We start from the raw sequence: 12,167 nt of genomic DNA on the forward strand, positions 1-12,167 counted from the left end.
ACACGCCCTAGTCGAGCGGGCGTGTCGGTAGCACGGGCGCTCCGGGGATCGATCGGCGCGAGAGCGGCTCCGGCGGAACGGCGTCGTCCATCAGGGCAGCGATCCAGTGCCATTCGTGGCTGTTCTCGAGGACGATCTTCAAGATCATCGTGAGAGGGACCGAGAGCAGCATCCCCATGCCCCCCCACAACCATCCCCAGACCAGCAACGACAGGAACACGACCAGGGTGGACAGCCCGAGGCGTCGGCCCATCACCCGTGGCTCCACGATGTTCCCGAAGATCATGCAGATCACGGTGAAGCCGACCAGCACCACCATCGCGCGCCCCAGCCCGTACTGGATCAGCGCCAGGAGCACGGGGGGGACGCCCGCCACGATGGCCCCGATGTTCGGGATGAAGTGGAGCAAGAACGTGATCAGCCCCCACAGCAGCGCAAAGTCGACCCCGAGCATCCACAGCATCAACCAGACGAGAACACCCGCGGCCAGGCTGATGTAGGTCTTGATGACCACGTACTGATGGATCTCGGTGATGATCTTCGAGTAGCGACCGAGATCGGAGCTCGCCTCGCCGAGCGCCGCGCGGAGCTTTGCGGGGAGCACGACGCCCTCGAAGAGGAGGAACACCACCGTCAAGAAGACCAGGAACGTGTCCGAGAGCACGGAGGCGAGCTGCGCCACGGTACCCCCGACGAAGCCGATCGTCGCCGAGAGATCCATCAAACCGCGCACGCGGGACGCCGAGACCTCCACGCCGCGGTCTTCCAGGACGCTCGTCACCGACGTGACGAGCGCGTTGAAGCGCTCCTGGTAGCGAGGCATCTCCGCGACGAGGCTGTTCAGCGACCCGCCGACCACCCCTGCGAGCCCCGACAGGAACATCAGCACCAGCAGCATGACCAGGCCCACGGCCAGCACGTCCGGTACCCGTCGCCGCCGCAGCCAGTTCACCAGGGGCGTGGCCAGAATGGCGAGGAAGGCCGAGAAGGCGATGAGCACCAGCAGGCTCGAGGCCGCCTTCAGTCCGGCGAGGATCACCACCAGACATGCACCGCCGATGAGTAGTCTCAGCGGCGCGTGCCCCGCGTTCTCGCTACCCATGGAGGGAATGAGCATAGAGGCGCCGCAAGTATCACATCAAGATGCTCACCGCCCTGACGTTGCCATACGACGCAATGCAGCAGCCCGGGCGCCGGTGGCCTGCAAGCGGTGGCTTGCGGTTCGCCCCCCCCCCCGGGTGGGGCCCTTCGGTCAGCTGGGCTTCGGGTCTCCGGCGTGAGCCTCCCACCGGTCGAGCTTTCGGTGGAGCGTCTTCCGGTCCAGCCCCAGGATCCTCGCCGCCAGGGTCTTGTTTCCGCCGGCCGCCTCCAGCACGCGGAGAATGTAGCGACGCTCGACTTCTTCGAGGGGGACCAGCTCCGAGGGGTCGTCGCCGGCCACGATCACGTGGGAGGTCCGATGCTCACGCACCTTTTCCGGCAGATCTTCCACGGTGATCTCGCTGTAGCGCGTCAGTGCCACGGCGCGCTCGATGCAGTTCTGGATCTCGCGGACGTTGCCTGGCCAGGAGTAGGCGAGTAGCTTCTCGGCGGCGGCCTGCGACACGCCGGTGACCTCTTTGCCCGAGCGCGTTGCGAAGTCCTCGACGAAGCGTTGCGCGAGCAGCAGCACATCGCTGCCGCGCGCCCGAACAGGCGGAAGGGCCACGACGATCACGTTGATTCGATAGTAGAGATCTTCCCTGAAGCGACGCTCCTCGACGGCCGTATCGAGATCACGGTTCGTCGCGGTGATGAGCCGGACGTCGAACGAGATCTCTGCGCTCCCTCCGACGGGTCGCACCCGGCGCTCCTGGAGCGCTCGCAGCAGCTTGGGCTGAACGGAGAGCGGCATCTCACCGATCTCGTCCAGGAACAGCGTCCCACCGTTCGCCTCGGCAAACAGGCCAGGACGTGACGCGCGCGCGTCCGTGAAGGCGCCCTTCACGTGCCCGAAGAGCTCACTCTCCAGGAGGGCCTCCGGCACGGCAGCGCAGTTGATCGCGACGAAGGGACCGTCGGAGCGGCGACTGCGCGCGTGCAGCGCGCGCGCGACCACTTCCTTCCCCGTCCCGCTCTCGCCCGTGATCAGCACGGTCGCCTCCGAGTCCGAGATGCGGTCCAGGAGATCGTAGACGCGCTTCATCGCATCACTGCGGCCGATCAGCTCGCCGAACTGCTCGGAGCCGGCCACCGCGCGTCGAAGCCGCCGCACCTCCTCTTTCAGCGCGTGGTGACCGATGGCCCGCTCGAGCGTGAGCGCCAGCGCCTCGATCTCGACGGGCTTCGTGATGTAGTCGTAGGCCCCTGCGCGGATGGCCTCGACGGCCGTCTCGATGCTCCCGAACGCCGTGAGCAGGACGACGGGCACGTCAGGACGGGATTCGGCGGCTCGCTTGCACAGCGTGATCCCGTCCATTCCCCGCATGCTCAGATCGGTGAGGACGACATCGAAGTCCTCGGTCGAGAGCAGCTCGAGCGCCTCGACGGGAGAGCTGCGGCTGACGACCTCGATCCCGCGCGAGCGGAGGTCAGCCTCCAGCCATGCGCACATGGCCGCATCATCATCGACGATCAGCGCTCGTCTCGCCATGCCACCCTCGCTAGCGCGTCGGCTCTCCCGGCGCCAGGAACACCGTGAACGTGGACCCGCTGCCCACCTCGCTCTGCACGTCGATCCAGCCTCCGTGCTCCTGAACGATCCCGTAGGTCACGCTCAGACCGAGCCCGGTCCCCTCACCGATGTCCTTGGTGGTGAAGAACGGCTCGAAGATGCGTGGAAGGTTCTCCGTCGTGATGCCCTCGCCGGCATCCAACACCCGGACGGCGATGTACTCCCCAGCCGCCCCGCCGTGGTCGACTGGCGGTGTGGTCCTCGTGCGTTCGACCCGAACCGTCACCTCACCACCGCCCTTCATCGCCTGGATCCCGTTCACAATCAAGTTGGTCAACACCTGCTGGGTCTGACCCGGATCCACCTCGGCGCGGATTTCCTGGTCCCCACCGTCGAGACGCACGGTGATTTGCCGCTTGCGCGCGAGCGGCTCCAGAAGCGAGACCGTCTGCCGCGCGAGCTGCACCAGATCCACGGGCGCTTTCTGAGCGCCGCGGCGGCGCGCGAAGTCGAGCAGCTGACGGATGATCCTCGTCATCCTGTCGGACTGCTCGGCGATGATCCGCGCATTCTCCGCGGCCTCGTCCGGCGACATCCCTCGCGCGATCATCTTCGCCCTGCCACCCACCACGTTCAGAGGGGTGCCGAGCTCGTGGGCGATGCCCGAGGCGAGCTTGCCGACCGTGTTCAGCCGGTCTGCGTGCCTGAGCTGCTCCATGGCCGCGATGCGTGCCGACGTCTCCCGCTCGACCCGCGCCTGCGCCTCCGCCAGGTGCATGCACATCGCGTTGATCTCGTGCGCGATCTCTCCCAGCTCGTCCCGCTGCGACAGCAGGAGTGGACTGCCCAGATCGCCTGCGCCAATCCTTCGTGTCTTGTCCACCAGCCGTCTCGTGGGCCTGCCCACCAGCACACCGCCCAGCAGCATCGCCAGCATGCCGCTGAGAAGGGCGAGCGCCAGGATGGTCACCACCGTGTTCTCGACGCTCGCGCCGACATAGCGCTCTTCTTCTTCGAGCGACTCCGAGATCTCGATCGCCCCGATCTTCCCGAGCGGCGTGCTCACGGGGATGTACGTGTAAAACCGGCCTCCCTTGCCTCCTTCCCGCTTGAGGCGCACGACCTCGCTCCCCTCGATCAGGTCGGCGAGCTGCGCCTTTGGCAGAGAGGGGCTGTAGCGGCTGCCCTCCGGCTCTTCCGGCCAGACCCACCGGAACGTCAGACCGTCGTTGCGTGCGCTCGCTTCATCGAGGATGGCGAGCGCCTTGCTCTGACCATCTTGCTGCCAGACGCCGATGACCGCGGCTCGGAGAGCCAGGCCCATCATGTGTTCGTCTCTACGGATATCGGCTTCGAAGAGCGCTCGCTCCCGGCGCACGGAGAGATAGCCATACAGGCTGAGCACGGCGCACATGACCGCGACGAGAGCCAGGGTGAGCTTGATGGCGAGACGCATGTGAGCCCCGAAGATGCACCGTTCGTGCGAGCGAGACGGAACGGGAGGGCCATCCCGCGAGCGGCAGAACGCCCCGAAAAGCCGAAAGAGGGACAAAATGCCGCAGGGAGCCTATGGTGCCTCGCGACATTCACGCACTGTAGCTGAGCGCAGATCCACGGGCTCCGTGGGCACGCTCTCTGCAGTCTGGTTTATAGCAACCCCGCTCAAGCAAGCACGAGAACATCTGCCGCTGGTCACGAGGAGACCAGGCGGCGATCCTGGTCCTCATGAACAACAGCTCGAACCCCGTTCACCGCCCCCCAGCGCTACCTGCCGAGCCCTACGGGGCTGGGCGTCGCATCCTCGTCGCCGAGGACGACCACGAGATGCGCAGTCTTCTCGCGTTGACCCTGCGGAGTGACGGGTTCGAGGTCATCGAAGCAAGAAACGGTCTGGAGTTCATGGATCAGCTCACCCCCTGGATCGGGGGGGATCTGCAAAAAGCGCCGGTCGACGTCATCGTGTCGGACATCCAGATGCCGTGCCTGACGGGCCTCGACGTGCTGGCGGGTCTCTCGGCCATCCGGCACTGTCCCCCGGTGGTGCTCATGACGGCGTTTGGTGACGCTTCCACCCACAGCTCTGCGGCTTCCCTCGGAGCCGTCGCGGTGCTCGACAAGCCGTTCGAGCTGGACGAGCTGCGCGCCCTTCTCTACCGCGTCCTCAAGACGCAAGCGCATTGAGCCGCTGAATCCAGCGTGGCTACTCCGCGGCGAGCGGCTCGGCGTGCGGTCTCCGAAACCATCCGCAGACGCAGGCGTCTGCGCGGCGTACCATCGCTCCTCACGTCGGCTCGTCGTGAGGTCCGCCATGAGAGTCCGCGCTGCAATCTTCGCTACAGGCTACTGGTTCTTCGTGGCGCTCGCGTCCTCGCCTGCCTTGGCGGAAGAGCCGGCGCCAGCTGCCCCTCTCGTCGCTTCGACGACGGGCGAGCTTCGCGTCCAGGTCAACGCCTTGATCGCCGAGGTGTGGCTCGACGGGGAGCGGGCTGGTTACGCTGCGGCCACGACCCTCGTCATCCCGGTCTCGCCGGGGCCGCATGTGATCGAGGTGCGCGCGGCTGGATACGAGGCTGAGCGCCGTGAGATCACCATCGAGTCCGGTTCGGCGGTGGACCTCGACGTGAGCTTGACCCGGGCAGCGCCGCGCGCCCCCCTCACCCAGGAGCCTCCGTCCTCTGGGCCGACCCTGCCTGCGAGCCCCTCGCCGCGCGCGCAGCTCGCTGGCCGGGGCGTCACCCAGATCGCCATCCACGAGCCCGCGGCGCGTCAGGAGCCTCGCGGCAAGAGCGTCTCCTTCATCCTCGGAGGGCTCACCACGGCCACGATGCTTTCGGTCCTCGGCGCCATCTTCGTTCACATCCCCGACAGCCCGCCGCATCAGGCCATCGGGGCGGGAATGCTCATCGGTGGTGGAGCGCTCGCCGTCGGATCGACCCTGTATGCCGTCTGGCCGCAGGCGAGTCCCACCTCCGCGAGCCTCACCTGGAGGGGAGCTTTCTGAGCCTGAGCCGCGCGGCGTCCTCTCCAGATCCCTGCGCGCGTCCTCGCCGGCGCCGCGCTGCTCGATGAAGCGGGGCTCCCCATGGGCCGATCAAGGCGCCCCCTCGTCCGCATCCCACGCGTTCCCGGCCTGCGCCTGAGCCCAGCATCGCCGCGCTTGCTGCTCGTCGGCGGGGTTGAGCTGCAGCAGCCGTTCGAACACGCGCGCCGCCTCCGGGATTCTGCCAAGCCGCCATAGCGAGAGCCCCCACCCGTGGAGACAGCGCAAGAACGGCCGGTTCCCTTCGAGAGACCAGGGGAGCAGACCGGCGAAGTCCGGACCGAGGGCGAAGTCTCCGATCGCGACCCCGATCTCGTAGTGCAGCAGCGCGTGCTCCGGATAGCTCTGGAAGACGAGGTTCCCCAGGTGCGCGTGCGCGTCGAGGCACCTCAGATCGTGGGCCACCAGCGCCATCAGCGCGCGCAGCGCGCCCGTGAAGTCACCGCGCTGCTTGCGCTCGAGCGACTCCAGCACGAGGTCGCTCGCGTCGTCGCTCGCCTCGATCCTGGGAGGCACCTCTTGCATCTCCCAGGCAGTTCGAGGGGCCACCTCCAGCGCGTGGGTCGCTCGTGGCTTCTCCGACGCGGGTGACGACCGCTCCTCCGTCGCCAGCGGCCCGTGCGCCTGGAGGCCGAGTGGCGGGACCCCCAGCGCGGGCACGTCCACGCGTGCGCCCTGCACCTCGCCGGCTCCGTACACATGGCCGCGCTGCCGCCACTGCCGCACCAAGCTCAGCGTGACGACGTGGCCAGGCATCACATGCCAGAGCTCTCGCGCCCGAACGGTCAGCTCCTCACCCGTCGAGAGTACGCGGACGCGCATCGAGCGCGCCCCGCGCCGCAGCACCGCGGCCTCCAGGACGACGGCGGACCGCGGCTGTGCGCCCCGCGTCGGGCCTGAGGCGTCGGACATCACCGCAGTCGCTGCGGTCGCCTCGAGCTGTGGCTCGGCAGAAGGCTCCGGTCCGGCCGCTGCGGGGGGGGCCGGGGTGGCCCCTTGCGACTCGCGACGTGCCCGCAGGACGTGCTGACGCGCCTTGGTGAACGGCTCTCCTGTCCTCGCCATGCGCGCGCGGATGATCCGCTTCAGGTCGCGCTTCACGGTCATGGCCAGCTCCCATGCCGTGTGGCAGCAAGCCCTCACCTTGCTGCCACACGGCCGGAACGTGGTCAGACCGTATGGACCGGAGGAGACGCTCCCCTTCGCCCAGATGAGGACCTCGCGAGGGGAGGTCGAGCAGGGCATGGGCGACGGTATTCGCCGCGGCCGAAGCTGCTTCGGCACCACATCTCTTGTCAAGGTGAGGCATGCGAAAAACACCTCGGGTGCAGCCCCCCACGCATCTGATGAGGGAAGCTGAGGGCATTGCGTCGGTGCCTCGATTTTTTCCTGATGCGTCGGGCGCTCTGTCGCTCGGCGCTTGTGTGTCGCGCGATGCTTGATAGAGATCCCTGAGAGGCAACGACGCACGATGGCCCGGCGATCCAGGCGGCAACGGCCTAGAAAGGCGGGTGGCGGGAAGGTCAAAGCGCTGCTCGCGCTGATCCTCACGGCGCTCGGTGGCGCCGCCGTCACCTGCCATCCCGAGCTGTGGTCAGAGACGACCTCGGGATCGACGAGCGAGACGGCGGCGCCCGGGTCGACGGCCACGTCCACGCCTCGAGGGCCCCACCTGTCGCTCGGCGTGCCTGTTCTCGTCGCCCCTGGCAAGCGCGGCGGCGGTGACGACCACCTGATGACCAAGCCGCAGTACGCCCTCGCCTACAGCCGCACGCGGGGTGGACCGAGCTGGGTGAGCTGGCGCCTCGACGCGAGCTGGTTCGGAGAGGCGCCTCGGCACAAGGGGCGCTTCATGGTGGACGAGGGCCTCCCTGCCGGCTGGGAGCGCATCACGCACGACGACTACACCAACTCGGGCTTCGACCGGGGTCACATGGTCCGCTCCGAGGAGCGCACCCGCACGGTCGAGGACAACAAAGCGACGTTCCTGCTCACCAACATCCTGCCACAGCGCCATGAACTCAACGCAGGGCCGTGGCTGCGCTTCGAAGAGCGGTGCCAGGAGCTCGCACAGAAGGAAGGCCGGGCTGTCCATCTGGTCGCGGGAGGTCTGTACGCCGACCGTCCGGAGCTCCTGGGGAAGGGGGTGGCCGTCCCGAGCGCCTTCTACAAGATCGCGGTGGTTCTCGACAAAAACCAGTCGGCGAGCGATGTCGGACAGGCGACACGCGTCATCGCCGTCATCATGCCCAACAGCGCCACCATCCAGGGCGAGTCTTGGACGCGTTACCGGGTGACCGTCGATGAGATCGAGCGCCGCTCGGGCTACGACTTTCTCACCGCCGTCCGCGTCGAGCTTCAGGACCTCCTGGAGGCCCGCGTCGACACCGGCTCCTGACGGTTCAGGTCTCGACGAGCTTCGTCTGCAGCCCCAACCACGCGCCGTCGGCGTGTCGACCGAGCACCAGCACATCGATGTCCGTCGCGCCCACGCGGTACACCTTGCTCCCCTCCAGCTCATGCTGGAGCAGTCGCAGGAGCAGCTCGTAGGCGGGGCGCTGCTTCGCAGACGCACCCCCCTCTTCGGGCGTCACCAGCAGCGGCTCGAAGAAGGCCTCGACGCTCTCCACGGCGACGGGTGCGTCCGCGGGCGCCTCGACGAGCGTGTGGATCGACGCCGCGGAGGGCTCGGTGACGTCGAAGCGCCGCGCTACCAGCGGATGATCTTGCTCACTCGGGATCAGCAACCCTTCGGCGCCCTTCCGCAGGCACTCCAGCAGCTCTTCCGACGTCATGGATCGATCTTCCCCTGCTGGCGTGGCTCAGTTCAACATCTCGGCGCTCAGCCGGAACCAGAGTTCCCGTCGCCCGCCACAGGCGACGCACATCATCCGCGCCACGCGGAGTCGAGCGCCACGGATCGACTCCGCCGCGTGCTCTTCGAGCCGCAGCTCCCCTCGACACAGAGGACAGGGCTTTCCTCGTGCCGTCACCTCCACCTGAGAGGCCGACTCCAGCGGCAAGGGGCGCTCCGGTGATCCGCCGGGCTCCAGCCGCGCGAGCTTGTCCAGATCTTGCGTCAGCTTCACGGCTGCTCGCTCTCCAGCGCGGCGTGCCGAGCGCGTCGAGAGCTTCTTCTTGGCCATAGGTCGGCTCAGCATACCTCCGGTGAGTGGGCCGGACCCGACGGAACGCCGAGTCCGGCCCAGGCTGCGCGTCAGGTGCCCGGGCTGAATGCGATGGGGTAGGTCACCGTCACGATGCCGTTCTCGGGGCTGGGGAACGAGAGCCCATAGAAGGACCGCATCACGCAGGACACCACGCTCGCATCGGCGAGATCCGAGCCGGCGTTCTGCACGCTCGAGACGGCGCCGTCGCGGCCGATCACGAAGGCCACCGAGACGCGCCCCGCGAGGTTGGGGCTGGCCCGCAGCCCCGCCTCGTAGCAGTAGCGGAACCGACCGAAGTTCTGGCGCACCGTCCGCTGAATGACCTCGGCCGGCAGCCGCCCCGACACCGATGCCGTGCTGACCCGCACCACAGGCGAGGTCGCCTTGTGACCACCCGGAAGGCGCCCACCCGAGCGACCCCCGGGACCGAACGCCTGTCCGTCGCCGAGCCCGTTGCCGTTGCCGATCGTGCCCAGACGCCCGAGCCCGACGCCCAGACCAGACCCACCTCCCATCTCGCCGAGGCCCGTCAGACCGAGCCCGCCCATCCCCGCCGACTCGTGCAGGTTGGCACCCCACATGTTGCCCGAGGCGCTGAGCGCATCACGCCCCGAAGCCTCCAGCGCGCCCCAGGATGCGCTCACCCCGTTGGGATCCGACACCCCGCCTTGCAGCAACCCGATCATGCCGAAGGTCGACGCGCTCTCCAGCATCTGCGACCGCGAGATCATCGGCTCCGGGTTGTCCTTGGGCCCCGCCTGCCCGTACCGACCGTTCTTCGCGCTCGAGGTCTCGCTGCCCATCTTGCCGCTCTCCCCGGCGGCGGCGGTGCCCGTCCCGCCCTGCGTCTCGGTGGACGGGTCGGCGGTCTCCTTCGTCTGCTCCGACTCACGCTCGGCCATGGCGGTGATGGCCTGCTGCATGAGGTAGCGCTGGTCCTCTGACACCTCGCTCTCGCCAGCGAGCGCAAGGGGCGGCATGAACGCGGCCATCGCGCCGAGGAGCCCGAGGTGCGCGGTCAGCGACAGCGCCGCGAACGGCAAGCTGCGCTTGTCGAGCCGGATGCGCCCCGCCACGGTCTTGCCAGCGCGCCCCGTCGAGACCTCGATGGTCAGGTCACCCAGCTCCAGGCGCGCCTGCGCGCCGAGAGGCAGAGGGACGAGGTACGCTCCAGCGATCGCGGACGACGCGTTCGCTTGCCCTGACGCGATCACCTCGGCGACGTTCCGCCGGTCGCCCCCGACATGGACCGTCCCACCCGCGCCCGGGAGCAGCACCGCGAACACGGTGCCGCCCTCGACGACGACGACGGGAGCGCGCGTCGCACCGCCGAGTCGCTCGGGCGGCAACGAGAAATCCGTGCGCTGCCGCTCGTCGCCTTCACCGACGTAGAACGAGCGTGGCGGTGACAGGTGCGCCACGTGGAGCACGCTCTCTCCCCAGCGGATGGTGACCTCGACGGCCACGGCCGCGACCTCGACCTCATCGGCCGGGACCTCCGGTGCGCTCTTGACGAGCGCGTAGGTGTACGAGCCCTCGGGTGCATTGTCGGGCACCTCGGTCGAGGCTTCGACCGGCGTCGCGAAGGGGGAGCCACCGAACGGCGAACCCGAGAGGAAAGGGTTGGAGAAAGCCATGCCTTGAGCCAGCTTCGACGAGGTGTTCATGATCGTGACTCCTGCGGTAGTTGGACGGCGCGCACCGGCGATGTCTCGCTGATGTGCCCTCGGCTGCCCGGCGCTGCGTCTTCAGCGAAGCGCGCCCTCTCGGGGCGCCTGCGCTGGGTTCGCGGCCGTGCCGGGTGCCGCGTCCATGTCAGGGCTGACAGCGACACCAAGGCCGAGGTTCCAGAAAAATGATCAAGCATGTGCGGGGAGTCGACGATGCGGGGAATACCCTTCCCTGGAGGGATCCCGGGGAGCCGGTCGCTGGCAGCGGTGCGTCCCTGGGTGCCGGGACGGTTCCGCTCCCGTGGTGCGGGCGAACATGACCCGGGCCGTCCACGGCCAGTCGCCCCGATCGCGTCCAGCAGGGCATCGACCCGCCAGGATCAGGCCGGACCTCACCCCCTGCTCCGGCATTCCCGGTGCTCCCGTTTCCTGGTGGACATCCCCAGGTTGAGCCGCATGCACGACGCGAACGAGACCAAACGACCGCAGCATCCCCAGGACACCACCCAGGGGGGGACCCGGGGTTCCCTTCAGGAGCTCTATGAGCTGTTGAAGGAGTTCGACGTGGCCCTCCTTATCACCCAGACGCCGCAGGGCTTCCTGCGCGCGCGTCCCATGGCCATGCAGAACCCGGACGAGGTTCCGGATTGCGATCTCTGGTTCGTCACGAGCGACGAGACGCCGAAGGTGGGAGAGATCGAAAAGGAGCATCAGGTCGCCATCGCCTGCTACCGACCGCGCGATCGCGCCTACCTTTCCATCTCGGCCGTCGCGCGCGTCGAGCGGGACAACGAGACCATCAAGCGCCTGTGGAAGCCCGACTGGCAGGCCTGGTTGCCTCATGGCGCCGAGCAGACGGCGCTCCTCAAGCTCACGCTCGAGCGCGCCGAGTACTGGGAGCCCAAGGGCGGGGTCCTGCGGGTGCTCTACGAGCAGGCCAAGGCCGTGCTCACGGGCGAGTCGGCGGGGAAGGGGCTGGAGCCCGTCAAGCACGTCGCCTGAGCTCCCTTGAGCCGCCTGCGCGTCGCTCGCGGGTGGGCGAACCGCCGCGTCGGCGGTACTAGAGTGGCTCCATGAAGCCGCGCTGCCTGGCCCTTCGCTCCTTGCAACGACGCTGCGCCTCTGTCGTGTTCGTATCGCTCCTCGTCCTCGGCGCCTGTGACAGAGACCAGCCTGCGCCCTCGACGCCACCTGCCTCGCCACCGACGACGGCGCCGACCCCCACCAAGCCAGAGATCGTGCTCGCCTCGGATCGGGGCGGCAGCGTGATGGACGTGGTCCAGACCGAGCTGGAGCGAGCCAGGCGGGAAGGGCGGGAGCTCGTCGTCTACGTGGGAGCGCCTTGGTGCGAGCCGTGTACACGATTCCACCAGGCCATCGAGGCGGGCGAGCTCGATGCCGTGTTCCCCACCCTGCGGCTGCTCGAGTTCGATCTCGAGCGCGACGAAGCGCGGCTGAAGCAGGCTGGATACCGCTCCAGGATGATCCCACTCTTCGCCATTCCGACGCCGACGGGAGAGGCCTCCTCACTGCGCATCGAGGGGTCGATCAAGGGGGAAGGCGCCGTCCTCGACATTGCCCCCAGACTGCGCACGTTGATGGCGCAAGCCCAGGCAGAACGCTGATTTTTCGGC

12 protein-coding genes are annotated in these 12,167 nt (G+C 68.2%); 5 read left to right on the forward strand and 7 right to left on the reverse strand.

Features of this window, described 5'->3' with window-relative positions; translation table 11 throughout:
- Positions 1 to 7: 7 nt before the first annotated feature.
- From CMC5_RS03400 to CMC5_RS03410, 3 genes are all read right to left on the reverse strand, one after another.
- Complete coding sequence (locus tag CMC5_RS03400; protein ID WP_063796471.1) at positions 8 to 1,102, reverse strand: AI-2E family transporter; 1,095 nt, start codon at positions 1,100 to 1,102, stop codon at positions 8 to 10.
- A gap of 150 nt (positions 1,103 to 1,252) precedes the next feature.
- Complete coding sequence (locus CMC5_RS03405; RefSeq protein WP_050429067.1) at positions 1,253 to 2,632, reverse strand: sigma-54-dependent transcriptional regulator; 1,380 nt, start codon at positions 2,630 to 2,632, stop codon at positions 1,253 to 1,255.
- A 10-nt stretch (positions 2,633 to 2,642) separates the two neighbouring features.
- A complete protein-coding gene (locus tag CMC5_RS03410) occupies positions 2,643 to 4,109 on the reverse strand; it encodes a sensor histidine kinase (RefSeq protein ID WP_050429068.1) in 1,467 nt (488 codons plus the stop codon).
- A 269-nt stretch (positions 4,110 to 4,378) separates the two neighbouring features.
- Between CMC5_RS03410 and CMC5_RS03415 the strand changes: the two genes are divergently transcribed.
- Positions 4,379 to 4,834, forward strand: coding sequence for a response regulator (locus tag CMC5_RS03415; RefSeq protein ID WP_050429069.1), 456 nt, complete (start codon positions 4,379 to 4,381; stop codon positions 4,832 to 4,834).
- Between the two features lie 127 nt (positions 4,835 to 4,961).
- A complete protein-coding gene (locus CMC5_RS03420) occupies positions 4,962 to 5,654 on the forward strand; it encodes a PEGA domain-containing protein (protein ID WP_050429070.1) in 693 nt (230 codons plus the stop codon).
- Between the two features lie 90 nt (positions 5,655 to 5,744).
- Here the strand turns inward: CMC5_RS03420 and CMC5_RS03425 are convergent, their stop codons facing one another.
- On the reverse strand, positions 5,745 to 6,800 hold the full coding sequence (locus CMC5_RS03425) for a tetratricopeptide repeat protein (protein WP_156338134.1): 1,056 nt from the start codon (positions 6,798 to 6,800) through the stop codon (positions 5,745 to 5,747).
- 364 nt (positions 6,801 to 7,164) lie between these two features.
- On the opposite strand from CMC5_RS03425, the gene CMC5_RS03430 reads away from it, so the two are divergent.
- Positions 7,165 to 8,091, forward strand: coding sequence for a DNA/RNA non-specific endonuclease (locus CMC5_RS03430; RefSeq protein ID WP_050429072.1), 927 nt, complete (start codon positions 7,165 to 7,167; stop codon positions 8,089 to 8,091).
- Between the two features lie 4 nt (positions 8,092 to 8,095).
- Here the strand turns inward: CMC5_RS03430 and CMC5_RS03435 are convergent, their stop codons facing one another.
- From CMC5_RS03435 to CMC5_RS03445, 3 genes are all read right to left on the reverse strand, one after another.
- Positions 8,096 to 8,488, reverse strand: a complete 393-nt coding sequence (locus CMC5_RS03435; protein ID WP_050429073.1) for a nuclease A inhibitor family protein — start codon at positions 8,486 to 8,488, stop codon at positions 8,096 to 8,098.
- Between the two features lie 27 nt (positions 8,489 to 8,515).
- Complete coding sequence (locus CMC5_RS03440) at positions 8,516 to 8,839, reverse strand: hypothetical protein (RefSeq protein WP_050429074.1); 324 nt, start codon at positions 8,837 to 8,839, stop codon at positions 8,516 to 8,518.
- 71 nt (positions 8,840 to 8,910) lie between these two features.
- Positions 8,911 to 10,530, reverse strand: coding sequence for an AgmX/PglI C-terminal domain-containing protein (locus CMC5_RS03445; protein ID WP_050429075.1), 1,620 nt, complete (start codon positions 10,528 to 10,530; stop codon positions 8,911 to 8,913).
- Between the two features lie 459 nt (positions 10,531 to 10,989).
- On the opposite strand from CMC5_RS03445, the gene CMC5_RS03450 reads away from it, so the two are divergent.
- The gene (locus CMC5_RS03450; protein ID WP_082362202.1) at positions 10,990 to 11,535 is read left to right on the forward strand and encodes a pyridoxamine 5'-phosphate oxidase family protein; all 546 of its coding nucleotides are present in this window, start codon (positions 10,990 to 10,992) and stop codon (positions 11,533 to 11,535) included.
- Between the two features lie 71 nt (positions 11,536 to 11,606).
- On the forward strand, positions 11,607 to 12,158 hold the full coding sequence (locus CMC5_RS03455; RefSeq protein WP_050429076.1) for a thioredoxin domain-containing protein: 552 nt from the start codon (positions 11,607 to 11,609) through the stop codon (positions 12,156 to 12,158).
- Positions 12,159 to 12,167 lie beyond the last annotated feature (9 nt).

Source organism: Chondromyces crocatus, from assembly GCF_001189295.1.
In the GTDB taxonomy this organism is placed as follows: Bacteria; Myxococcota_A; Polyangia; order Polyangiales; family Polyangiaceae; genus Chondromyces; species Chondromyces crocatus.

Bases quoted from the DNA above. Each gene is read 5' to 3' on its own strand.
- CMC5_RS03400 (WP_063796471.1), bottom strand. From the start codon at position 1,102: ATGGGTAGCGAGAACGCGGGGCACGCGCCGCTGAGACTACTCATCGGC.
- CMC5_RS03405 (WP_050429067.1), bottom strand. From the start codon at position 2,632: ATGGCGAGACGAGCGCTGATCGTCGATGATGATGCGGCCATGTGCGCA.
- CMC5_RS03410 (WP_050429068.1), bottom strand. From the start codon at position 4,109: ATGCGTCTCGCCATCAAGCTCACCCTGGCTCTCGTCGCGGTCATGTGC.
- CMC5_RS03415 (WP_050429069.1), top strand. From the start codon at position 4,379: ATGAACAACAGCTCGAACCCCGTTCACCGCCCCCCAGCGCTACCTGCC.
- CMC5_RS03420 (WP_050429070.1), top strand. From the start codon at position 4,962: ATGAGAGTCCGCGCTGCAATCTTCGCTACAGGCTACTGGTTCTTCGTG.
- CMC5_RS03425 (WP_156338134.1), bottom strand. From the start codon at position 6,800: ATGACCGTGAAGCGCGACCTGAAGCGGATCATCCGCGCGCGCATGGCG.
- CMC5_RS03430 (WP_050429072.1), top strand. From the start codon at position 7,165: ATGGCCCGGCGATCCAGGCGGCAACGGCCTAGAAAGGCGGGTGGCGGG.
- CMC5_RS03435 (WP_050429073.1), bottom strand. From the start codon at position 8,488: ATGACGTCGGAAGAGCTGCTGGAGTGCCTGCGGAAGGGCGCCGAAGGG.
- CMC5_RS03440 (WP_050429074.1), bottom strand. From the start codon at position 8,839: ATGGCCAAGAAGAAGCTCTCGACGCGCTCGGCACGCCGCGCTGGAGAG.
- CMC5_RS03445 (WP_050429075.1), bottom strand. From the start codon at position 10,530: ATGAACACCTCGTCGAAGCTGGCTCAAGGCATGGCTTTCTCCAACCCT.
- CMC5_RS03450 (WP_082362202.1), top strand. From the start codon at position 10,990: ATGCACGACGCGAACGAGACCAAACGACCGCAGCATCCCCAGGACACC.
- CMC5_RS03455 (WP_050429076.1), top strand. From the start codon at position 11,607: ATGAAGCCGCGCTGCCTGGCCCTTCGCTCCTTGCAACGACGCTGCGCC.